Genomic DNA, 21,510 nt, shown 5'->3' with positions numbered 1-21,510 from the left:
GCGAGCACAGCAGGAGTGCCGACCTTCACCTTGCCGGCGGACTGGAGCGGGGTTGTGAATGGCAACGTGGCGGGGACTACGGACGAGGGCGGGGCAGACAACAAGCCCTTCACCGTGACCGTCAATGCGACCAACGACGCGCCCATGCTGACCGTTTCGGATCTGCGCATATCTGAAGAGGGTTTGCTTGGAGCCAATCCGGATAACTCACCCAATCTGAGCGATACCACTGATAGCACATCCGCAGAGGCCACGGCAGGTGTGACGGATATAGACAGCAGTGCCTTTACCTTCACTCTCTCTGCACCATCTGGCTTGAGCTCCGGTGGGCAGCCTGTTGTGTGGGGCGGTATGGGATCTACAACCCTGGTAGGTTCTGTGGGAGGTAATCCTGTTATTCAAGTTTCTGTGGATCTCACAGGCAAATATACAGTCACCTTGTTGGGCCCTGTCGACCATACGTTTGGAGACGATCAGGAAGGATTGAAGACATTTACCTTCAATCTGTCGGTCAGCGACGGTGACTTGAGTGATACCAAGCAGGTCAACGTGGTGATTGAAGACGATATGCCCGTGATTACCGGCATTGAAAGTCTGGAGGTGATGAATGTCGCCGCCATCACCACCGGTGGGCTGTTTGGCGTTTCTTTCGGTGCAGATGGTCCCCTGGCTACCGGTGGATTGAAATTGACCGGATGGCCTGATTTGGCTGGGATCACCGAGACCTTGTCAGCAGATGGCAAGACTCTGGTGGCTACTATAGATGACAGCGGGCTGCCACCTAAAGTGTTCTATACCTTGACACTCAATGAGAACAATACCTACAGCTTCAATTTGGTTACACCCCAGCCAACGCAAACATTTGCTATCGGCTCACAGTTTGGTGCCGGTGGGCCGGTCGAGACTATCGGGGTGACTGCTGGCGGCATTGGAGTTCTGTTTGATGGTTTGCTGTTCAATGGCAGTGTGAACAACCCCCAGAATCTGCCGAGCGGTGATCTGGATGATCTTAATCCTAACAATAACGGGTTCGGGATCAAGAATGGCAATCTGGACAATAACGAAGGGTTCAAGGTATCCACCACAACGGCTGTTGACGGGCTCTCTTTCAATGTCTATGGGGTAGGTAACACCAATACCAGCACCATACAGTGGGTAGCTTATGCCGCCGATGGAGTGACCGTCATTGACTCCGGCGAGCTTGTCCTGTCGGGACTCAAAGGAGCTATGCAGTTGGCCAGTATAGAACCAGATGGAGAGTTCAGTCAGCTCTATGTGCGCTTTGTGCTGGATGGCAATGACTCGGTGCGCATCGAAAACTTCGGGGTGATAGACAAGATAACTCCCCCCGACATTGAACTCGACTTCAGCGCTACCTTGACGGACGGTGATGGCGATCAGGCCAGCGCCAACTTCACCGTATCGGTCAAGAGCAATGAGCCCCCTGTTGCCTCAAACATTCTGGTGGTTGGCAGCAATACCTCGGATATCCCAGACAGTACGGGGACGCCGACGACCGGGGATGATCACAAAGTACCCAACTCGGATGGTAGTGTTGATGGTGTTGTGGCTGGCGGTGCAGGTCACGATATTCTGGTAGGAGATGTGGGTGGTACCACCACCAATTTCATTCCAGGTCAGAACTACAATATCGCCCTCCTGGTCGACGTATCTGGCAGCATGGCTGGGGCCCGCCTGAGCATGCTCAAGGCATCCCTGACCCATCTGGCCAATCAGCTCAAGGAGCATGATGGCGAGATCAATGTCACCTTGATCAGTTTTGCCACCAATGCCAGTGAACGAGTGACCATTGTAGGTCTGGACGCCAGCAACGTGATCAATCTGACCAATGCCATTGATGCCCTGGTTGCCAACGGCGGGACCAACTATGAGGCAGCCTTCAATCAGGCCGTGCAGTGGTTCAACAACGGCACTCAGGCAGATCCCGACTATGAGAATCTGACCTTCTTCGTCACGGATGGCAATCCGACCTACTACATCAACGACAGCAATCAGGTTGCCGGTCCGGGCGATAGCACGACCTACACGGTGATCAAGGAGTCTGTCGATGCGTTTGAATCGCTAAGTGGCATCAGTCAGGTCAATGCCATCGGGGTAACCAGCAGCGTCAACCAGGAACTGCTCAAGTTCTTTGACAACACAACGGAAACCGGCTCACAGTTCTACTCTGCCGGCAGTTACCTTGATTTGGCTACCTTTGGTTCTGGAGGCAGTGGCATCAATGCGGCTGCTGGCTGGGTGCGTAGCGGTGATCAACAGGGAACGCACACGGTTACCGACGGTTATTTGCGAATCCGTGAGGATCGCACAAATTCCGATACGGATCGCACTGTGCTGGCGCTGGCCGTGGCCAATGCGATCCAGATTTCAGCTGCGCAAGCCGGAGCAAGCCTGCAGTTCCAGTACGCATTGAGTTCTGTCAATGCGAGTGACAGTTTCACATGGAAACTTGTAAGGCTGGATGGCGGGGTCTGGGATCTGGCCAACCCTCTGCAAAGCGGTACTGTCACAGGTATCAGTAATTCTGGTACTACCTCTTCCAGCACCATTACTACCAATGGGTTGGAGGTTGGGCAATACGGGTTTGTGTTTGAGCTGCTCGATAGCTCCAGCTCACGGACTGCTGAAGTGCGGATAGACAACATCCGGATCGAGCAGGGATTCAACGCCCCGATTGGAGAGGCCCAGATTGTGACCAGTGCAGAGCAGCTGACGGCAGCTCTGACCGAGGGGGATCAGATCACTGTGTTGCTGGGGGCTGGCAATGATGTAGTCGATGGCGGTGCAGGCAATGACATCCTGTTTGGTGATGTGCTCAATACAGACGCACTGGCTACCCAGTTTGGTTTGAGTCTGCCAGTTGGCTCCGGTTGGCTGGTTTTTGAAACCTTGGAAACCAATCATGGCTGGACGCGAGCACAGACTGTGGATTACATCCGAACCCATCTTACTGAGCTGAGTGAGGAGAGTGGTCGTAGTGGCGGCAATGACACTCTGTCAGGAGGCAGTGGCAATGACCTTCTCTTCGGTCAGGAAGGGGGCGACATCCTCGATGGGGGTGATGGAGATGATTACCTGGATGGTGGATCAGGAAATGACTCTCTGATTGGGGGCGCGGGCAACGATATCCTGATCGGTGGGCTGGGGAATGACATCCTGCTCGGCGGTCTGGGAAGCGATATCATGACCGGGGGTGCTGGCAGCGATACCTTCAAGTGGCTGGCTGGGGATGTGGGGGGGACCGATGTGATCAAGGACTTCACCACTGGAACTGGAGGAGATGTGCTGGATATCAGTGAGTTGCTCACTGGCGAACATGCCAGTAAGGAGTCGCTAGATGCCTATCTCACTTTCACCAGCGGTCCGGGTACTGGCAAGTCTACGCTCACGATCGACCTTGATGGCACGGGTAGTGGCACAACGACCCATGTTATCCAGTTTGACAACATCGATCTGACGCTGGGAGGTACACGTAATGATCAGACCATCATTGAAGACCTGTTGAATCAGGGCAATCTGAAGGTCGATCCGTAACCTTGTCTCGGGGCCGGGCTGGCCTGGCCCCTGTTTTTTCTCAAGGTGGATGGATAAGATAGCGGCTGTAGAGGAGAGGGTAATCATGCAGTCATTCAACTGGGTCGACATTGATGGCATCCGTTATAGCTGGGATGGACAGGGTAATATTACCTGCGCAGGCCAGTTTGGCTATCAGGCCTCGATCGCGGGAGACAGGCTGGATGGGATGGAGATAGAGAATGATGCCGGAGATGTAGCCGGATCACTCTATGTTGATTTTGCCTCTGCATCTATTTCCTATGTGCCCTTGATGGGGGCCGAGTCAGCTCAGAACATGATTCTGGTTGGCCATGATCTGGGGCAGCAGGAGTATCCATTGAGCAGTTTTCATGCTCCTTTGTTGCAGGATTTGCTGGGCCAGTCAGATACCATTGCTTGGTCCACAGAGGGATATCGCGGTGAAGGCCGTGACTGTAGCGCAGGGGGACAGGGACATGTTCTGTCGTGGGATTCCTTCCATTTTGATGATGAGGTGCTGGTCTGTGGTGCGACATCACCACTGGATAAAGTAGAGCAGACCCCAGATACCGGCAGCGTGGTCACCATCAGTCTCGATTTGACCAATCAGATACTGGATCAGCTCCCGCCCTTGCACGATATATGAATCCATTGGCTGCACGGGCATAATGACCTCAATCTTTCCGATAGAGGTTTTTTCTATGTGGCGTCCCCTTCTTACTCTTTCCGCTCTGATTGTCAGTGCTCCGGTGCTGGCGATTGAAGTTCCGCAAGCGCCCCATCTGGTGGTGAGTGGTTATGCTGAACAGAAGACCGAGCCCGATATGCTCACCCTCAATGTGGCTGTGAGTGCGTTGGACAAGCAGGGCCTCAAGGCCAAGCAGCAGGTTGATACCAAGGTGGCCGCCTTTTTTAGCAAGCTGGAAGGGTTGGGCATCAAGCGCAACGATGTCGAAGCTGGTAACCTGATGGTCTCGCCGGAATATCAGTATGGTGATAACAAAAAGCCGGTCTTGCTGGGGTACCGTGCCCAGCGACAATTGGCGGTGAAGCTCTATCAGCTCGACAAGTTGAGCCCCTTGATGGACACCGCACTCAAAGCTGGGTTGGAGTCCGTATCCCAGATTGAATACGGGTTGAAATCTCCACAGGTTATCAAGGAACAGGCTCGACTTAATGCCGTTGAGGATGCAAAAATCAAGGCTGAATCTCTGGCCAAGGCATTCGGGATGAAGCTTGGCAAGGTGTACAGCGTGGAGTATCGCAACACATCGCCCATCACCGGCTATAGTCGCAACTTCAAGATGGCACAACCCATGGCAATGGCGGCTGCTCCGGTGCCGGATATGGCGGATAGCAGTTATCAGCAACAGCAGATTACGGTCACTGACAATATCGAGGCTGTTTTCCTGCTGGAGTAACCCCTTCCCTCTTCAGCAGATGACCACTGTAGTGGGACAGAGCCATAAAAAATCCGGCCAATGTGCCGGATTTTCATTTTACAAGTCAGAGATCGAGTTTATGGACAGGGTACGGGAGTGAAGGAGTGATCTCCCAGGCAACGCCAACCCATTTCCGCTCCTCTCATTTGCCAGAGATTATCGCTGCGATAAAGAGTCAGAATATAGAGCATGTCGCTTTTGCCTCCATCGAGCGCAACCGAGAGCACCAAGTCATTATCCAGTTGCTGTGCATGGATGCGACTGGGGATGTCGCTATGGCCGACAAAACGGAGCGCTACCTCACGGTAGTCATTGACCCATTTTTGATGTTGCTCGCTCGCCTGACGTATCTGCTGGTTGAACTGCTGCACTGGCGCCGAGGCTAGTCGTCCAAAAACGGCTTGTGCTTCGGCATGTGCTGCTGTCACGTTCGCCAGGAGGAGAGTGGTAAGCATACCGATTTTGTACATGAGAATATCCGGCTAACAACGACTGCTTCTATGACAACAGAAAAGCCCATTTGGTTCAACGCACAACCCACGGAGGCATATGCCCCTGTGGGTGTGCTTTTTCAGTTGCGTTGCAGCGAGAAGGTGGGCAGTGACAGGTGCCAGTAGATGGCTGCCACCCTCAAACCAAATACGGCCGTCATGCAGATGAGCATGGCTGTTACCCTGTCCATGTTTGCCTCTAGGGCCAGAGTGTAGAGGATTCCACCCAGAATACAGGCTGTTGCATAGATCTCTTTTTGCAGCACCATAGGCACTTCGCGTGCCAATACATCCCGGATCATGCCGCCAGCTACTCCAGTCATGGTCCCCATCAGCACCGCGATTAGCCCCGAGGTGCCAAAATTGAGAGCTTTTTGGGCTCCGATCACCGTAAAGAGAGCCAGCCCGAATGCATCCGCGACGGGCAGTACATACCAAGGCATCCTGCGGGGCAGTTTGACCATCCACATACCGACCAGTGCAGTCGCAATGACGACCCAGATATAGAGTGGATCGCGCACCCAGAACACCGGTGTTGCTCCCAAGATCATGTCACGTATGGTGCCACCGCCTATGGCGGTAACTGCGGCTAATACCATGACACCAAACCCGTCCATTCTGAGTCGGCCAGCCACCAATACCCCTGAAAACGCGAATACCGCAGTACCAAACATGTCGCTGATGTAAACAATCTGCTCAACCAGTGTCTGCATGGAAAACAACTCACGCCAAATTGTTGATGGGGCCGCGATTTTAGGGGCTGGAGAGCCCAATCGCCAACTGTGCTCGACAAAATTGAGAGTCGACACCGCTTTTTTCTCGCATCATTGACAGGGAGGGGCTCGAGTGTGCCTGTTTACCTCCTTGTTGGAGGAGGGGCGCGATGAGTTTCTGCCACGTTTTAGTGGGCGTTTTTTTCCTTAAGTTTATCCCCGACCTGTCGATATATAGGGTAAGCGGCGTTAATGCGATGAAGCGTTGAAAAAAATGCTAAAGACATCCAAAAACGAGCCGTTAAATAAGACGCATCGGGCACAGAAAATAATAAAGCCTGAGCAAATAGAAGAGTAAATTTAATAGCTTAGGAGAATAGTCATGGGCCTTTATATCAACACTAACGTTTCATCACTCAACGCTCAGCGTAACCTGATGAATACGACAAAATCACTGGATACATCCTACACCCGACTGGCATCCGGTCTGCGTATCAACAGTGCCAAAGACGATGCTGCCGGTCTGCAAATCTCAAACCGATTGACCTCCCAGATCAACGGTCTGGATCAGGGTAACCGTAATGCCAACGATGGCATCTCTGTGGCGCAGACTGCTGAAGGGGCCATGGAGGAGATCACCTCCATGCTGCAACGGATGCGGACGCTGGCTCAACAATCAGCTAATGGCTCTAATAATACTGACGACCGAACCGCGTTGCAGCAAGAGTATACCCAGTTGATGACAGAAATTGACAGGGTAGCCAAAGATACCACTTTTGGTGGTCAAACCTTGCTTAATGGTGGTTATGTTGGCTCTTTCCAGGTGGGGGCTGATGCTGGTCAAACAATTACTTTCAGGATGACCACCGCTTTTAGTATCTCCGGTATGGCATCGGCTACGAAAGGTAATGCTACGGTAACAACAACTACAACGGGTGAGCCCTATTCGATAGCGAAAAATGCGAGCGGGACAGTGACGACCACAAGCATTGGTACTATTACCACAGCCAAAGATGCACAATCCGCCATGGCTAACCTTGACTACATGATCAAGGTGGTGGACAGCAAGCGTGCGGAACTGGGTGCTGTGCAGAACCGGTTTGATTCAACTATTCGCAACCAAGCGAACGTCTCTGAAAACGTCAGTGCTGCGCGTTCACGTATTCGTGATGCGGACTTCGCCACCGAGACTGCAAACCTGACCAAGCAGAACATTTTGCAACAGGCTGCCTCGACAATCCTGTCACAGGCGAACCAGCGTCCCCAGTCAGCCCTTTCGTTGCTGCAGGGCTAACAAAAGAAAACAGGGCGGTTGTTCAGGCCGCCCTGGTCAAGAGATGGAACAAAGGGGTGTTCGGTTCGCACTCTGTTCTATCGGGAGAGATATAATTCTCTACTAGTAATGCCAAGTGTTGTCCAGCTGTTCAGTTCTGTCACGCTTGGTCATATTCTCCTGAGCATATGCTCATCTTTAGGCCGGTTTACCGGCCTCTTTTTATTGTGTCGCCAAATTGACGTCACTCTACACAACCTAAGCACAAACCGTGCCACATACATAATTCGGTCATGCCATCCGGCAATTCCTCTCTCTCCTCTTATGCTGTGTTGGCCATCTGGCTTTTCCTTGCCATATACCGGAGAAAAATTGCCGCGTTAGGCAACAATTTTCCTAAAGCTTGTCTCTGTACTGCCGTTAAACAAAGTGAAGCAATCGAGGGGTGTTCGGAATCCAACGTTTGCACTACTGCGGGTGACCTGTCCGTTCAAACAGACACCCGCCAGAAGGATCAGGCTTGTTCAACCTGTTCTTCTAACGGTGGGATGCCGCTTTGCTGGCGCAACCCGCAGTCGCATGTTCTTCGGGAGAATATTTTATGGCTATGTACATTAACACCAACGTTTCATCACTGAACGCCCAGCGTAACCTGATGAACACCAACAAGTCGCTGGACACCTCCTATACCAGGTTGGCATCCGGTCTTCGTATCAATACAGCCAAGGATGATGCTGCCGGTTTGCAGATTTCTAACCGTTTGACTTCACAGGTTAACGGGTTGGATCAAGGTAACCGTAACGCTAACGATGGTATTTCAGTAGCACAAACTGCAGAAGGTGCGATGGATGAAGTGACCACCATGTTGCAACGGATGCGCACTTTGGCTCAGCAATCGGCGAACGGTTCAAACAACACGGATGATCGTGTTGCTTTGCAGCAGGAATATGACCAACTGACGACTGAGATAAATCGTATCTCTGGCGATACCACTTTTGGTGGTCAAAAGCTGCTTGATGGTACTTATAAGGGGTCCTTCCAGGTCGGTGCAGATGCAGGACAAACAATTACCTTCAAGATGACATCGGCTTTCACCATCAAGGGTATTGCATCTGCGACAAAAGGAAGTGCAACAGTCACGACCACTACCACAGGTGAGCCGTATACGATTGGCAAAGCAACTTCAGCAGTTACTACAACTAGTGTCAGCAGTATTAAAACCGCTAAAGATGCTCAGACAGCCATGGCCAACCTTGATTTCATGATCAAGGCTGTGGACAGCAAACGGGCAGAGCTGGGTGCTGTGCAGAACCGGTTTGACTCCACCATTCGCAACCAGTCCAACGTCTCTGAGAACCTGAGCGCAGCTCGTTCCCGTATCCGTGACGCAGACTTTGCGACCGAGACAGCCAACCTGACCAAGCAGAACATTTTGCAGCAGGCCGCCTCCAGCATCCTGGCCCAAGCCAACCAAAGACCGCAATCAGCCCTGTCCCTGTTGGGTTAACAGGCTGTGATGAGATAAAAAAGGAGCGACGATATGGCCAATGAAATTGGAATTCCGTCATCGGTCACTCCTTCTTCTCTTCAGTCAAGTAGCAAGAGCGGCCAATCGGCCGCTCAAGTGCTATCTGGCACAGCAGAAGAGCAGCGGGGGGCGGCCAAGGATATTGAAAAGCAACAGGGACTGCCTGAGCAGGAGAAGGCGGGCAAGCCGAAGATTTCAGACAAGGAAATTGAGAAAGGGGTACAAAACTTGCAAGAGTTCAGTCAGTTGCAAGGATGGACCGTCAATTTTAGTGTCGAAAAGGAACTGGAGCAGGTTGTTATCAAGGTAATGGATGCCAATACCAAATCAATGATCCGTCAGATACCAAGCGAAGAGTTGCTGGCTATCAGCAAACGAATCCAGGATCTCCGCGAAGGGGATGTGATTGGTGGCGGCTCCCGAGTCGGGTTATTGCTTGATAAAGAGATTTAATAGTTACGTTTGCGAGGAGAGTGAGTATGGCCACTATTACGTCTGCTGGTGCGGGCTCTGGACTGGACTTGGAGTCTGTCATCGCTGCAAGTGTTGATGCCAAGAAAGCGCAGCTTTTGCAGCCAATTACCACCAAAAAGACCAACGCCCAGATCACTCTCTCAGGGGTAGGACAGCTGAAGTCAGCAATCGCGACTTTTGTCACCACTCTGAAGGCGATGTCAAAGGATGATGCGTTTAACAAACGTGCGATAAACATTACCCAGGATAAAGATAATCCGGTCCTGAAGGTGGAGAGTAAGAGCGGCGCTTCAAACGGGCAATATGACATCAGTGTCGAAAAATTGGCGAAGACCAGCAAATTTGAAGGCAGTTTCGCCTCTTCGACCACATCTATGATCACTCAAGATGGCACCCTGACATTTAAGGCTGGCGACAAGACCTTTGATGTAGATGTTAAAGCAGGAGATTCACTCCAGTCCATTCGCAAGCGCATCAACAATGATAGTGACAACTTTGGTCTTAGCGTCAATATCATGAATACCTCCGATGGCAAGGCGGCACTTGTGATTGACTCTGGTGTCAGTGGAACAGGTAAGGATCTGCAGATAACCGGCAGTACACCAGAGCTGGCTGACAATTTCATCTCCAAGCTGACCCAGAAGCAACAAGCCCGTGATGCTGAGATAAGCGTGGATGGCAATAAATTGACCAGTTCGACCAACACCTTCGATGGCACCATTGTGGGTCTCAAAATTACGGTGTTGAAAGAGTCTGAGAGCACCACTACCACGAGCCCGAGTGATGGTACCGTGACGACCACTTACAAGCCAAACAGAGTGGATGTGACGACAGACAAGGCTGGCATCAAGACCATGGTGCAGAGCTTTATCGATGGCTATAACGCTCTGGTGAAGAAGAGCAACGATCTGGGCAAACGCAGCTCTATCGTAGCCGGCGTCAGTCAGAATGATGGTGGCGCCTTGGCGGGGGATGCAACGACCAAGGCAGTGACCAACCTGATGAGTGGCACCGTCACTGAGCCTTCGAACAACTCCTCAACCTTCTCGACCATCTTTCAGTTGGGGGTCAAGATGGACAACAAGGGAGTGCTCTCACTTGATTCGACGAAATTCGATGAAGCGGTCGAGAAGAACTTCGACCAGGTAGTGGCTGTGTTTGGTGGCAAGGACGGAGTTGCTGGTAAGTTGGCTAGCCAGCTTGAGACCTACTCCAAGACAGGGGGGCTACTTGCCAAGCGGGAAGAGACGCTCAATTCGGACCTGCGTGATGTCAACCGCAAACAAGCAGATGTTGCGGCGCAGCTCACCAAATATGAAGAGACGTTGAGGGCCCGCTACGGCAGTCTGGATACCTTGCTGGCCAAGATGAACAAGTCTGCCTCCTATCTCAACCTGCTCAATACCAACACCAAAACCAGTTAATTTGTAGTCAGGAGCGGTGTCTCATATGTATCGAAAAACGATCAAGGCCTATACAACCCAGAGTTTGCAGTCTGAGCTGGCTGTGGCGGATCCCTATCGCGTGATCCAGTTGTTGATGCAAGGGTGTCTCGAGCGTCTCGCTCAGGCCCGCGGTGCAGTCGAGCGTCGCGATTTCGAGGGTAAGTCCCAATCTATCTCCAAGACGCTGGCCATTATCAATGGTCTGCAAGATTCACTTGATCTCTCTTATGGCAAGGTACCCGAAGATCTGTTCGCACTTTATGACTATATGAAAGTGCGCATGATGGATGCCAGCCGTGACATGGATGTAGGCGCTATTGATGAAGTTATGAATCTCATGCTGACGGTCAAGAGCGGTTGGGATGCCATCCCTGTCGATGAGCGCGACAAGGCGCTGGCACAGCAAAAGGTAGGCAGACCGGCATGAATGAGGTCAACGACACTTCTGTGTCAGCCTTGATGAGACTGGGCGAACAGTTGCAGTCTCTACTGGTACAAGGTGAGCTGGTTGCTGCAGAACAGCTGGCTGAACGTTATCTGCATGATCTGGAAGAGGTGTTCGGGTCACTGCCTCGGGAAGAGGCAATCAATGTGGAACAGCGGCAGGCACTGCTGCAGTTCCAGCTTATTCATGATTGGGTGGGTCAGGAAAAGCAGCAGGCTGAAGCACAATTACGACAATTCTCCCAGGCTGGACGTGCATCCGGTCTCTACAAGCTGAATGCAGGTTAGTTTGACATGGATATCCATCACAAAATTCATGATGTAGAAAGTGAACTGGCACGCCTGGCTCTGCAAAAGCAGCAGGAAGCCGCCATGCTGGAAGTACTCCCTGTTCGTTATGATCTCAATATGGCTGCATTTGCCAAATTCATGCCCGCCATTCATGACTTTTTCAAAGCATACCAGCCTGCCAGGCCTTTTCGTTTCTTCTGTAATGAAAATGGCGTTCCCAATATTCTGTGGCTTGACGAGGGCGTCTCGCTTTATGGGGACGATCCATTTAGCGAGGTTCAGTCGCAGATTGCCGAGGTCATTGAACAAAGCGTTTTGCAGTGCATCGATTTTGTGCCTCAGTGGTATATTGACGGCCAAATCCATATCAAATACAACAATGAAATCTCCAAATTAAAAGAGAAGTCAGCGCTGGAAGGATTGCGTCTCAACGCGGCATTACATTCCGATATTCCTCTGGCACTGATGTATGGCATTGGTTTGGGCTACCAGCTCGGTTGCTTGTATGAACAGTGCAAGATCAAGAATCTGTTTGCTTTTGAGCCTGATCTTGACATGTTTTATGCCTCGCTTTTCTGCTTTGACTGGCATCAGCTGCTCGCCTACATGGATGAGGAGTCGATCAGCCTTCATCTCTTTATCGGTGTTGACGAGCAATTACTGGTCGCTGACATGATGGAGGCGCTGCATCGCAAGGGCGCATTCTGGTCGGCAAGCTATTTCTCCTTCTGCCATTACCACTCTCCCAAGCTAGACGCCTTGATAACACAGGTAGAAAGGGAGTTTTATCTGCTTAAGACGGGGTGGGGGTTCTTTGATGACAACATCTATGCACTTGCCCATAGCCACACCCATCTGCAAGATGGCACCCCCTTTTTGAAACGCTGGCGGGATAGCCGCCCCTTCGAACAGGTCCCGGTCTTTGTGGTTGGCAATGGTCCCTCACTGGATCAGAGCATCGAGTTCATCCGGCAGCATCAGCAGCAGGCCATCATCATCGCATGTGGTACGGCGGTCAGTGCGCTGTATAAAGCTGGCGTCAAACCGGATATCTACGTTGCAGTGGAGCGAACTAAAAGCTCTGCGGATTTTCTGAATATTCTCAATGCCGATGACTTTATCAAGGATACGGTGTTTCTGAGCGTTGATGTCATCCATCCTGAATGCAAGCGTTTTTTTCGCAAAACAGGATTGGCATTCAAGCCCAATGAGCCGATGTTCTCCATGCTGATTAGCGCGTTTGGTCAGGCATTCGAGTACGATAATATCGAATTTTCCAATCCGTTCGTTGGTAATACCGGCCTCAATTATGCGGCCTTGCTTGGCTTCAAGCAGGTGTATTTGTTTGGTATCGACAATGGCTATAAAACAGCCGGACAGCATCACTCCAGCCTGAGTCTCTATTACAACGACAAGCAAGAGGCTAAATACCAGGAAAACTTAAAGAATACTTTCCCGGCACCGGGTAACTTTGGCGACGAAGTGCGTATCAACCATCTATTTGGACTGGCCATTCATAATATGGCCCGTGTATTGCGTGATTATCCCGAGATGCAGTGCGTCAACAGTAGTGACGGCGCTTATATCGAAGGGGCGATCCCTCGCCGTGTTGAATCGTTGCAACCAGAATGGCCGGTACTTGACAAGATCGCACTCATGGATGAAGTGATGGCGACTTGTTTCCAGCCTTTTGACATGGCCAGTTTTGATTTTGCCGCTGCGTTGCAGGTGCCGCTGTTCGTTGAGCTTGTGGACAAGTTCCGTGATGACTGGCGCCAGGTAGCCTGTGAGCACAACGCGGTGCTGGCTATGATGCAACGCCATCACGACTATCTGCTTTATCTGTTGATGAGCCGCGAATCCCATCTCTATCGGGTCTTGATCGGTTCAATGAACTATTTCTACGCCAATATCATCAGCCTGATGATGTCGCAGGTGACAGCAGAACCCGAGGTACTGGCGGTCAAGATAAAAGAGGCGCAGGCAATCCTGGAGTTATTTTTCGAGGACAGCAAAGTGATGTATGCCGATGCGTTCGATGGCCATGATACCACCTACTTTACCGGCCTGGATGTGTTCAAGCGCTAGTCCTTGAATCGGATGGGGATGACTCTGTTCATCTCCATTCCCTAACAGTATGATATAGAAGTATTTAATCCTTTCAGGTGCATATATGGCCACCCTTTCCCTGGCATCCACCGCATTTCTCATGCCCGGTAATGTGGCATGGGCTCCTTTGGCCCGACATGCACAGTTGCAATTTTGTCCTCAAGGTCAATGGCAGCCGATGGCCGCTTGTGACGGACATCTGGTGCTCTGGTTTTGGGAGCAACTGCTGACCGACAGCGAATGCCAGCATTGGTACACCTTGGCTGAACCCGCATTGTCCGAGACCATCGACACCTGGTTGGAAGCATTGCTCTCGCCACTGCGGGGGCTCCCTCATCTTTATCTCGGTGCCTGTTCACTGCAAGGCGGCGGTGTGAGTAGCGCTCTTCATCCCTGGATGATGCAGCTGGATGTCTGCTTTACCCGAGCGCTTGCACGTCACCACATTAGGGATTTGGGGCTGGGTCGCTGGCTCTCTGAGCAGGGGCGAGCCCATTGTGTGGACGAGCGTAATCGTTACCTTCTTTCTTGTCCTCTCTCGATGCACGGCTTGACCAGCCTTGCCGACTGGATTGCCGCGCGTTGGATGCTTGATCAGGCGCCAATACGCAAGGTGCTGGTGCTCGATTGTGACAATACCCTGTGGGGGGGGGTAGTGGGTGAAGAGGGGTTGACTGGCCTTTACCTTGGTCAGGACGGTCTCGGCAAACTCTATCAGTCGTTTCAGGATGCGGCGCTTTACTGGTATCAGCGCGGCGTGTTGTTGGCATTGTGCTCTAAAAACGAGCCTGCAGATGTTTGGCTGGTGTTTGAGCAGCATGGCGCCATGAGACTCAAAAGGCGAAATATTGCAGCATCTGCCATTGGTTGGGGCTCTAAATCTCAAGGTTTGCGACATATTGCTGCCAGCCTCAATCTGGGGCTTGAGGCCTTGGTCTTCTGGGATGATTCCCCCCTGGAAAGGGCCGAAGTTCGCCATGCCCTGCCACAAGTCGATGTCATTGAACCACCAGCAGATATCTGGGCATGGCCTACAACCTTGCTCACTTATGGGGGGTTCTCGCGTACCTTCAGTGGTGATGACGCTGTTCGTCAGGCCTCCTATCTGGCATTGGCAGACGCCGCCCGGTTACGTAGCGAGGTTGGCAGTGAACAACATTTTCTCGCCTCCTTGTCGTTGCGTGCGGCGATACAGCCGTTGGCGGTGGATAACCTTGCTCGTGCCGAGCAGATCATCCATAAAACCAACCAGTTTAATCTCTCCTGTCAGCGATATGAGGCGAGCGAGCTCAAACGGCTGGCGCAGTCTGGCTGGTGCTGGCTAGTGTCGTTGCAGGATCGCTTTGCCGATCATGGTTTGGTTGGCTTGGTGCTGATCATAAACCTCACGCCCAAACTGGCATTGCTCGATACGCTGGCTCTGAGTTGCAGAGTGTTGTCCAGAGGGCTCGAATATTGGTTACTGGATAGAGTTTCGGCTGCATTGCGCGAGGCGGGGATCGAGCGCTTGGTTATTGGCTCGAACCGTTGTGCTCGTAATGAACCTGCGCTGACATGGTTGGCATCCCTGCCGTTGACCCCCTGTGATAATCCGGATCCCGCCCGTTTTTCCCATGAGCATTACCATAGTCTGGCGCTCGAACAGCTGAATTTGCCTTTTTTGGAGTTTTATCACCATGACTGATCTCTTCACTCTGTTGGAACAGCAGTTTCCTTCTGCAACCGTCACGCGAGACGACTATCAGTTGGGACTTGGGGCCTTTCCGGAATGGGATTCGCTCGGCCATTTCAATTTTCTGTTACTGGTTGAACAGACGTTCTCGGTACGCTTCGAGCCTGAAGAGCTGGCGACGATGAAACAGCTTCAGGATATTCGTGAGGCGCTGTTGCGGCGTGGTCTTGTGCTGTGATTGAAGCTCTCTCTCATGTTCTTGGCTCCCTTGGGATCGCGCGAGGGAGCGCTATCATGGTTCACACTGACGCCATGGCTGTGGCCCAGTTTCCAGGACGGGGCAATGAAGCCGGCATACATGCTTTTTGGCTCGGAATGCAGGAGTGGCTTGGAAACGAGGGCACTCTGCTGGTGCCAACATTCACGTATAGCCTGACTCGTCAGACCTGTTTCGACAGGGCGACGTCTCCCAGTGAAGTGGGCCTGATGACGGAGCTGTTTCGCACTCTGCCAGGGGTTGCGCGGACCCGCGATCCTATCTTCAGCGTTGCGGTATGGGGAGCGGGGCGTGACCAGGTGGTTGCAGCAGGGGGTCATGACTGCTTTGGTGAAGAGAGCCCCTTCGCCTGGTTGGCGGCTCACGATGGCTGGATTGCCGGTTTTGCCTGTCATCCCGATCGCATTACCTTCACCCACTATGTCGAGCAGCAACTAGGTGTCGATTATCGCTTTATGAAACGTTTTGAGGGGGATGTCCGCGAGCAGGGAATGGTGCGCCCCTGGTATTGTGACTACTTTGTGCGAAGACTCGATCTGGCCAGCGAGATAGATCTTTCCCGTCTGGTTGAAGCCCTTAAAAATCAGGACAAATGGCACCAGGGGTTATTTGGCCGGTTACCTGTCTGGGCAGTTCGCTGCGCCGACTTTGCCGCGGTGGCAAAAGAGCTGATCGCTGTCCACCCCCATGCGCTTATCAGGGAGGGGAGATGAAACTGCACCATATTGGACTGGTGGTGGCCGAACTGGATCTTGGCGTACGTTATTGCTGCGAGACCCTCGGGCTTTCCCGCTTTAGCGAGCCGGTGCTCGATCCGTTGCAGCGGGTGCATATCTGTTTTGCTTATGATGATGCGGGGATTTGCTATGAACTGATTGCACCGGCCAGTGATGATAGCCCCGTCAGTCAGGCGCTACGTACCCGTCATAACCTGCTCAATCATCTGGCTTATGAGGTGGCAGACCTGGCAATGGCTGCCGAAAAACTGCGGGCCCAGCGTCATCTTCCCCTAGGGCCCAGCCAGCCTGCCATCGCCTTTGGCGGCGCCCATGTCCAGTTTTTCCTGAGCCCCCTTGGCCACATTGTCGAATTGATCGAGGCACCTACCCCATGAGTTTTTCACCCAAGAGCGGTTATCTGCCCACCGACTGGGATGACCAGGCACAGATCGGTGAACAGCTGCATCGGCTGCTTACCCTGCTGTTTCCGCTCAACCGCAGCCTGACCGGGGACGGGGTTCGACAGTCGTTGGCCCTGTGGCGCGAGCACTGCCTGCCCGAGCTGCAGATCCATGAAGTGGCCAGCGGCACCGAGTGTTTCGACTGGACCGTGCCTGACGAGTGGAACGTGCGGGAGGCTTACATAGTGGGGCCGGATGGACGCAGGGTGGTGGACTTCCAGGATCACAACCTGCATCTGGTCGGTTACTCGGAGCCGGTGCGCTGCACCCTCTCGCTGGCCGAGCTGCAGCCCCATCTTCACTCTCTGCCCGAGCAGCCAGACGCCATTCCCTATGTGACCTCCTACTACAAGCGTCGCTGGGGATTCTGTCTGCCCCATCGGCTGCGAGAGGCGCTGCCGGAGGGGGAATATCAGGTGGTGATCGATGCCACCCTGGCTCCGGGCTCGCTCACCTATGGCGACTGGGTGCTGCCGGGGGAGAGCGAGCAGGAGATCCTGCTGTCGAGCTACACCTGCCACCCCTCCATGGCCAACAACGAGCTCTCCGGCCCCTGCGTTGGCGTCTTCCTGATGGCCTGGCTGGCGTCACTGCCAACACGTCGCTACAGCTACCGGCTGATGCTGGTCCCTGAAACCCTGGGGGCCATCGTCTATCTCTCCCGCCATCTGGACCAGCTCAAGCAGCGTACTCTGGCCGGGTTCAATCTGACCTGCCTTGGCGATGATCGTGGCTACTCCTTCCTGCCTTCCCGCCAGGGCAACACGCTGGCGGATCGCATCGGTCGCCATGTGCTCGGCCATCTGGCACCGGGCTATAAAGCCTACAGCTTCCTGGAGCGGGGCTCCAACGAGCGGCAGCTGTGCGCGCCCGGCATCGATCTGCCGGTCACCTCGGTGATGCGCAGCCGATACGGCTGTTATGCCGAGTACCACACCTCGCTCGATGACCTCTCGCTGGTGACGCCGGTCGGTCTGGCGGGCGGCTTCATGGCGCTGCGCCGGGCCATCGAGTGTCTGGAGCTGGACGAGCGCTGCGAGGTCACCGTGCTGGGCGAACCCCAGCTCGGCAAGCGGGGGCTCTACCCGGATTTGTCGACCCGCTATTCGGGCTGGCAGGTGCGGGAGATGATGAATCTGCTGGCCTACAGCGACGGCAAGCTGACCCTGTTCGAGATCGCCGAGACCATAGGGGCGCCGTTCTGGCGGGTGGAGCCGCTGGCGCGGATGCTGCTGGAGGCCGGGCTGCTGCGTCGCCTCAGCCCGCAACCGGACTACTCGATCACCAGATAGGCCGGTCCCGGGTTGTGCGGGGTGCGACGGATGGCGTAGCGATCCAGCCCCAGCACCTCCTTGAGGGCCAGGGTCTCCCCCGGGAAGGCGGGCCAGTTGAGCTCATCGAATGCCAGCACCGATCCCTTGGTCAGGTGCGGCTTGATGAGCTCGAGGCAGCGGCGGGTCGGCTCGTAGAGATCAAAGTCAAAATAGGCCAGCGCAACCATGGTCTCCGGCTGACGAGCCAGATAGGCCGGCAGCGTCTCGGTCACATCTCCCTTCACCAGCTCATGCTTGACGATATGGTCCAGCGGACTTTCCGCCTCATGGGCAGCGAGCAGCCGGGCCAGATGCTGCTCATAGCCCGGCGTCACCCCGTAGGCACCGGGCTGGATGGCGGCGTCGCTGCCATCTTGCGGGGCGTGGGAAGGGAAGCCGCTGAAGGTATCGAACCCCACCAGCTTGCGGTTGTAGTTGTAGGGTTCATACATGCCGCGAAACGAGGAGAAGAGCGCCAGGTTCTGACCCCAGCGGGTGCCGAAATCCATGATGACGCCGTGGACCGGCACGATCTTCTGATACAGCTCGTGCATGAACAGGATGCGAGAGAGCGACTGGCGCTTGAGGTAGAGGCCCAGGTTGTTCTGCAACTCGGCCGCGGGCAGCGGGCTGGTGTGCAGCAACTCGCTGAAGGTCTGGCGGCGTGACAGCTCTTCATCGGAGGCGTTGGAAATGGCCTTGATCATCAATGGTCTCCTGTGGTGGTGTCGCCGGCCGGGGTCGACAGGCAGTGCACCACTTCATATTCGAGGTAGTCGGCCAGCCCCAGCCAGTCCTGGCGTTCCTGGCACTGCAGCAGGGCGGCTACCAGTCCGGGCGGCAGGTTGCCCTGCTCGGTGAGCACCTCTTGCAGCAGTTCCGGCAGTGCCTGACTCGCGGCGACCGACTGCCCCAGCCGAAACTGGTGCGCCAGGGCGGTGAGACGGGTGATCTGGCCGTTTTTCATTGCACGTACTCCGGGTGATAGTTGCAGCCGGCGATCTCCGCCCCCTCCCTGCTGCAGTTCCAGAATTGCACCTCGGGGTGGCGCGCTATGTAGCGCTCGAGCTCGGTGCGGTAGGCGGAAAAGTTCGGATTGGTCTTGACCCGCCGGCCATGGCCGTCGAGGGCCCAGCTGAGTGCCAGCGCGGCGCTGGGGCCGAGGGCACCGTCGGCCCAGCCCGAGTGGGTGAGCTCGCTGGGAAAGGCGAAGTCGGTGCCCAGCAGGATGACCTGGTGGCAACCCATCTGCACGGCGAGATCCACGGCTGGATGAATGACGCTGCCGCCCGAGTGCAGCACGCCTTTGGGGAGCGTCTGCCGCAGTTGCTGATACATGGGGCTGCGGGAGTAGGCGGTCTTGCGCGGCCCCTGCCAGGCCAGCAGGGCTGCCGTGGGAACCGTGGGGTAATAGACCAGGGTGGTCTGGGCCGACTGGGCGGCGGGCAGCCGGTTGCCGTGGATGGCGTCATCTATGGTGACGACGATGTCGGGCCGGATGCCGTGGCCAAGCAAGAACGCCAGCGCGGTATCGACGCTGATCAGCAGGTAGTCCTGCCGACGGCGCTGCAACTGGGCCTGCAGGGTTGCCAGGTTGTGCTGCAGGGTCGGGCCGCTCGCCACGATCAGGGCCTGCTTGCCCTGGGCCAGACCGAACAGGGAGGCCACATCGCCGTCGCCGGCCACCAGTTCGCGATTTTCGGCTAGCCGCCGGGTGACGTCGGGGTGTTCGGCGTCGAACCTGGCCCGGGCGAACGGCAAGTCGATTTCACTCACCAGCCGGTCGCGGATGCGGGCGGCGGCATCTTCCACCAGCAGCAGCTCGGGCGGCAGGGCGAAGAAGGGCAGCCGCACCTCCCCCTCGTCGCCGGCCATCATCAGTTCGACCCTGGGGTCCGTCAGCCAGTCCTGCTGGTCCAGCAGCCGCAGCACCAGGGCAAACAGGGCGCCATTCATGATCTTCACTTCCAGCCGCTTGAGGCTGCTGCGCCCCAGCAGAGCGCGCGGCAGATCGCCAAGCCCGGTGCCGTAGAGGTGCAGCACCGGCTGCTCGGGCAGGCTGGCGGCCTGCAGCTCGGCCTCCTTCACCCGGTCGTGCCGGCTGGTGAGCTGGATGCCGTGGAGGCTGAGGGTGGAGCCGAGTCCCTCGGTCAGCTCGGCTGGCAGGCTTTCCACGTCCTGTGCCAGCAGGCGGGGCCAGAGGGCGGGCCAGCGCTGGCTGATGAGCCTGCCGTGCTGGTTGAAGAGATCATCACTCATCTTTGTCTATCCACTCCCAGCTCAGCGGTTGATTGGCGCTCAGGCTGCGGTTGACCCGCTTGCCGATGAGCCGATCGTAATCGGCCGGGGGCAGGCCAAGGGCGGGGCGCACCGACTTGATGTGCTCTGCGGTGAGCACCTCGCCGGCGGCCATCTCCTTGACCAGGTAGAGGGAGCGGCGAAACGCACGGTTGCCCTGTTCACTGGCGGTGAGCTGGTAATCGGCCACCCCGAGGGCGGCATGGGCGGTATTGACCGAGGCCACCAGCTCGGTGAGTTCGGCCGGCTCCATGGAGAAGGCGCAATCCGGCCCGCCGTCGGCGCGGGCCAGGGTGAAGTGCTTCTCGATGAGGGTCGCCCCGAGCGCAGTGGCGGCGATGGCCGTGGCCGACCCCAGGGTGTGATCGGAGAGCCCCACCTCGACCCCGAAGCGCTGGCGCAACATGGGGATGGTACGTAGGTTGTATTCGGCTGCCGGCGCCGGATAGCCGCTGACGCAGTGCAGCAGGGCCAGCTGGCCGTTGCCGTGCTTGAGTGCCATCTCGACTGCGGCGGCGATCTCGGCCTCGTTCGCCATGCCGGTGGACATGATGAGCGGCTTGCCGGTCTGGGCGGCGTAGCGGATGAGGGGCAGATCCACCAGCTCGAAGGAGGCGATCTTGTAGGCCGGACAGTCGAGGGATTCCAGCAGATCCACCGCACTGAAGTCGAACGGACTGCTGAAGACCGTCAGCCCCAGCTCGCGCCCTTTGGCAAACAGTGCTTGGTGCCACTCCCAGGGGGTGTGCGCCCACTCGTAAAGGTCGTACAGGTTGCGACCATCCCAGAGGCCGCCGTGGATCTGGAACTCGGGCCGATCACTGTTGAGGGTGATGGTGTCGGGCCGGTAGGTCTGCAGCTTGACCGCACTGGCCCCGGCTTCCCTGGCGGCGGTCATTATGGCCAGTGCGCGATCCAGGTTGCCGTTGTGGTTGGCCGACAGCTCGGCGATCACGTAGGGAGCCTGCGCCGGGCCGATGGATTGATGGGCGATCTGCATCTGTG

21 protein-coding genes are annotated in these 21,510 nt (G+C 55.2%); 15 read left to right on the top strand and 6 right to left on the bottom strand.

The genetic code is table 11. The features are described 5' to 3' along the window. Nucleotides 1-54 precede the first annotated feature (54 nt). The 3 genes from G5367_RS03105 to G5367_RS03095 all read left to right on the top strand — a co-directional run bounded on the left by G5367_RS03105 (nucleotide 55) and on the right by G5367_RS03095 (nucleotide 4,976). Nucleotides 55-3,555, top strand: a complete 3,501-nt coding sequence (locus G5367_RS03105) for a type I secretion C-terminal target domain-containing protein (RefSeq protein ID WP_421243777.1) — start codon at nucleotides 55-57, stop codon at nucleotides 3,553-3,555. Between the two features lie 85 nt (nucleotides 3,556-3,640). Beyond that, nucleotides 3,641-4,201 (top strand): hypothetical protein, encoded by a 561-nt coding sequence (locus G5367_RS03100; RefSeq protein ID WP_236348911.1) that lies wholly within the window; start codon nucleotides 3,641-3,643, stop codon nucleotides 4,199-4,201. A gap of 55 nt (nucleotides 4,202-4,256) precedes the next feature. After that, nucleotides 4,257-4,976: an SIMPL domain-containing protein gene (locus G5367_RS03095; RefSeq protein ID WP_216978511.1), complete on the top strand. Its 720-nt coding sequence runs from the start codon at nucleotides 4,257-4,259 to the stop codon at nucleotides 4,974-4,976. A gap of 98 nt (nucleotides 4,977-5,074) precedes the next feature. Here G5367_RS03095 and G5367_RS03090 read toward each other — a convergent pair whose 3' ends face one another. Next, nucleotides 5,075-5,467: a hypothetical protein gene (locus G5367_RS03090; protein ID WP_005346723.1), complete on the bottom strand. Its 393-nt coding sequence runs from the start codon at nucleotides 5,465-5,467 to the stop codon at nucleotides 5,075-5,077. 101 nt (nucleotides 5,468-5,568) lie between these two features. Next, nucleotides 5,569-6,201, bottom strand: coding sequence for a trimeric intracellular cation channel family protein (locus tag G5367_RS03085; protein ID WP_005346718.1), 633 nt, complete (start codon nucleotides 6,199-6,201; stop codon nucleotides 5,569-5,571). Nucleotides 6,202-6,583: 382 nt separating this feature from the next. Between G5367_RS03085 and flaA the strand changes: the two genes are divergently transcribed. The 12 genes from flaA (at nucleotide 6,584) to G5367_RS03025 (ending at nucleotide 18,186) form a co-directional block, all read left to right on the top strand. Continuing rightward, nucleotides 6,584-7,495: a flagellin A gene (gene flaA / locus G5367_RS03080; protein ID WP_005346712.1), complete on the top strand. Its 912-nt coding sequence runs from the start codon at nucleotides 6,584-6,586 to the stop codon at nucleotides 7,493-7,495. 580 nt (nucleotides 7,496-8,075) lie between these two features. Next, complete coding sequence (gene flaB, locus G5367_RS03075; RefSeq protein ID WP_005346708.1) at nucleotides 8,076-8,981, top strand: flagellin B; 906 nt, start codon at nucleotides 8,076-8,078, stop codon at nucleotides 8,979-8,981. 33 nt (nucleotides 8,982-9,014) lie between these two features. Beyond that, on the top strand, nucleotides 9,015-9,455 hold the full coding sequence (locus G5367_RS03070; protein WP_216978512.1) for a flagellar protein FlaG: 441 nt from the start codon (nucleotides 9,015-9,017) through the stop codon (nucleotides 9,453-9,455). A gap of 26 nt (nucleotides 9,456-9,481) precedes the next feature. Then, entirely contained in the window at nucleotides 9,482-10,900 is a 1,419-nt protein-coding gene (fliD, locus tag G5367_RS03065; protein WP_421211432.1) for a flagellar filament capping protein FliD, read from the top strand. A 25-nt stretch (nucleotides 10,901-10,925) separates the two neighbouring features. Then, nucleotides 10,926-11,348 carry a flagellar export chaperone FliS gene (fliS, locus tag G5367_RS03060; RefSeq protein WP_005346697.1) on the top strand — a complete coding sequence of 141 codons (423 nt, stop codon included), beginning with the start codon at nucleotides 10,926-10,928 and terminating at the stop codon, nucleotides 11,346-11,348. Further along, a complete protein-coding gene (locus tag G5367_RS03055; RefSeq protein ID WP_005346693.1) occupies nucleotides 11,345-11,653 on the top strand; it encodes a hypothetical protein in 309 nt (102 codons plus the stop codon). Before fliS ends, G5367_RS03055 begins: the two co-directional genes overlap by 4 nt. A 6-nt stretch (nucleotides 11,654-11,659) precedes the next feature. Then, nucleotides 11,660-13,744, top strand: a complete 2,085-nt coding sequence (locus tag G5367_RS03050; protein ID WP_421243776.1) for a 6-hydroxymethylpterin diphosphokinase MptE-like protein — start codon at nucleotides 11,660-11,662, stop codon at nucleotides 13,742-13,744. An 85-nt stretch (nucleotides 13,745-13,829) separates the two neighbouring features. Beyond that, entirely contained in the window at nucleotides 13,830-15,449 is a 1,620-nt protein-coding gene (locus G5367_RS03045) for an HAD-IIIC family phosphatase (RefSeq protein ID WP_421243775.1), read from the top strand. Continuing rightward, a complete protein-coding gene (locus G5367_RS03040; RefSeq protein WP_216954016.1) occupies nucleotides 15,442-15,675 on the top strand; it encodes an acyl carrier protein in 234 nt (77 codons plus the stop codon). Before G5367_RS03045 ends, G5367_RS03040 begins: the two co-directional genes overlap by 8 nt. After that, nucleotides 15,672-16,427, top strand: coding sequence for an AAC(3) family N-acetyltransferase (locus G5367_RS03035; RefSeq protein ID WP_421243774.1), 756 nt, complete (start codon nucleotides 15,672-15,674; stop codon nucleotides 16,425-16,427). Before G5367_RS03040 ends, G5367_RS03035 begins: the two co-directional genes overlap by 4 nt. Then, on the top strand, nucleotides 16,424-16,828 hold the full coding sequence (locus tag G5367_RS03030; RefSeq protein ID WP_005346679.1) for a VOC family protein: 405 nt from the start codon (nucleotides 16,424-16,426) through the stop codon (nucleotides 16,826-16,828). Before G5367_RS03035 ends, G5367_RS03030 begins: the two co-directional genes overlap by 4 nt. Beyond that, complete coding sequence (locus G5367_RS03025; protein WP_421243773.1) at nucleotides 16,825-18,186, top strand: DUF4910 domain-containing protein; 1,362 nt, start codon at nucleotides 16,825-16,827, stop codon at nucleotides 18,184-18,186. Before G5367_RS03030 ends, G5367_RS03025 begins: the two co-directional genes overlap by 4 nt. Here the strand turns inward: G5367_RS03025 and G5367_RS03020 are convergent. The 4 genes from G5367_RS03020 to pseI are packed head-to-tail and all read right to left on the bottom strand — an operon-like array spanning nucleotide 18,168 to nucleotide 21,505. Beyond that, a complete protein-coding gene (locus G5367_RS03020; protein WP_421243772.1) occupies nucleotides 18,168-18,914 on the bottom strand; it encodes a crotonobetainyl-CoA--carnitine CoA-transferase in 747 nt (248 codons plus the stop codon). The two genes, G5367_RS03025 and G5367_RS03020, sit on opposite strands and share 19 nt — an antisense overlap. After that, nucleotides 18,914-19,174, bottom strand: a complete 261-nt coding sequence (locus G5367_RS03015) for a hypothetical protein (RefSeq protein ID WP_010635733.1) — start codon at nucleotides 19,172-19,174, stop codon at nucleotides 18,914-18,916. Before G5367_RS03015 ends, G5367_RS03020 begins: the two co-directional genes overlap by 1 nt. Further along, nucleotides 19,171-20,466 carry a motility associated factor glycosyltransferase family protein gene (locus G5367_RS03010; protein ID WP_421243771.1) on the bottom strand — a complete coding sequence of 432 codons (1,296 nt, stop codon included), beginning with the start codon at nucleotides 20,464-20,466 and terminating at the stop codon, nucleotides 19,171-19,173. The genes G5367_RS03015 and G5367_RS03010 overlap by 4 nt, the downstream gene beginning before the upstream one ends. Further along, entirely contained in the window at nucleotides 20,459-21,505 is a 1,047-nt protein-coding gene (gene pseI / locus G5367_RS03005) for a pseudaminic acid synthase (RefSeq protein WP_421243770.1), read from the bottom strand. Before pseI ends, G5367_RS03010 begins: the two co-directional genes overlap by 8 nt. Nucleotides 21,506-21,510: the final 5 nt, after the last annotated feature.

This window comes from Aeromonas sp. 604282 (genome assembly GCF_049170575.1).
GTDB classification, from domain to species: Bacteria; Pseudomonadota; Gammaproteobacteria; order Enterobacterales; family Aeromonadaceae; genus Aeromonas; species Aeromonas veronii_A.
Note: the sequence above shows the minus strand (reverse complement) of the source record. Positions and strands in the feature narration are given on the sequence as shown.

Excerpts from the sequence above, each read along its gene's own strand:
- G5367_RS03100 (WP_236348911.1), top strand. The coding sequence starts at position 3,641 with ATGCAGTCATTCAACTGGGTCGACATTGATGGCATCCGTTATAGCTGG.
- G5367_RS03095 (WP_216978511.1), top strand. The coding sequence starts at position 4,257 with ATGTGGCGTCCCCTTCTTACTCTTTCCGCTCTGATTGTCAGTGCTCCG.
- G5367_RS03090 (WP_005346723.1), bottom strand. The coding sequence starts at position 5,467 with ATGTACAAAATCGGTATGCTTACCACTCTCCTCCTGGCGAACGTGACA.
- G5367_RS03085 (WP_005346718.1), bottom strand. The coding sequence starts at position 6,201 with ATGCAGACACTGGTTGAGCAGATTGTTTACATCAGCGACATGTTTGGT.
- flaA (WP_005346712.1), top strand. The coding sequence starts at position 6,584 with ATGGGCCTTTATATCAACACTAACGTTTCATCACTCAACGCTCAGCGT.
- flaB (WP_005346708.1), top strand. The coding sequence starts at position 8,076 with ATGGCTATGTACATTAACACCAACGTTTCATCACTGAACGCCCAGCGT.
- G5367_RS03070 (WP_216978512.1), top strand. The coding sequence starts at position 9,015 with ATGGCCAATGAAATTGGAATTCCGTCATCGGTCACTCCTTCTTCTCTT.
- fliD (WP_421211432.1), top strand. The coding sequence starts at position 9,482 with ATGGCCACTATTACGTCTGCTGGTGCGGGCTCTGGACTGGACTTGGAG.
- fliS (WP_005346697.1), top strand. The coding sequence starts at position 10,926 with ATGTATCGAAAAACGATCAAGGCCTATACAACCCAGAGTTTGCAGTCT.
- G5367_RS03055 (WP_005346693.1), top strand. The coding sequence starts at position 11,345 with ATGAATGAGGTCAACGACACTTCTGTGTCAGCCTTGATGAGACTGGGC.
- G5367_RS03050 (WP_421243776.1), top strand. The coding sequence starts at position 11,660 with ATGGATATCCATCACAAAATTCATGATGTAGAAAGTGAACTGGCACGC.
- G5367_RS03045 (WP_421243775.1), top strand. The coding sequence starts at position 13,830 with ATGGCCACCCTTTCCCTGGCATCCACCGCATTTCTCATGCCCGGTAAT.
- G5367_RS03040 (WP_216954016.1), top strand. The coding sequence starts at position 15,442 with ATGACTGATCTCTTCACTCTGTTGGAACAGCAGTTTCCTTCTGCAACC.
- G5367_RS03030 (WP_005346679.1), top strand. The coding sequence starts at position 16,424 with ATGAAACTGCACCATATTGGACTGGTGGTGGCCGAACTGGATCTTGGC.
- G5367_RS03025 (WP_421243773.1), top strand. The coding sequence starts at position 16,825 with ATGAGTTTTTCACCCAAGAGCGGTTATCTGCCCACCGACTGGGATGAC.
- G5367_RS03020 (WP_421243772.1), bottom strand. The coding sequence starts at position 18,914 with ATGATCAAGGCCATTTCCAACGCCTCCGATGAAGAGCTGTCACGCCGC.
- G5367_RS03015 (WP_010635733.1), bottom strand. The coding sequence starts at position 19,174 with ATGAAAAACGGCCAGATCACCCGTCTCACCGCCCTGGCGCACCAGTTT.
- G5367_RS03010 (WP_421243771.1), bottom strand. The coding sequence starts at position 20,466 with ATGAGTGATGATCTCTTCAACCAGCACGGCAGGCTCATCAGCCAGCGC.
- pseI (WP_421243770.1), bottom strand. The coding sequence starts at position 21,505 with ATGCAGATCGCCCATCAATCCATCGGCCCGGCGCAGGCTCCCTACGTG.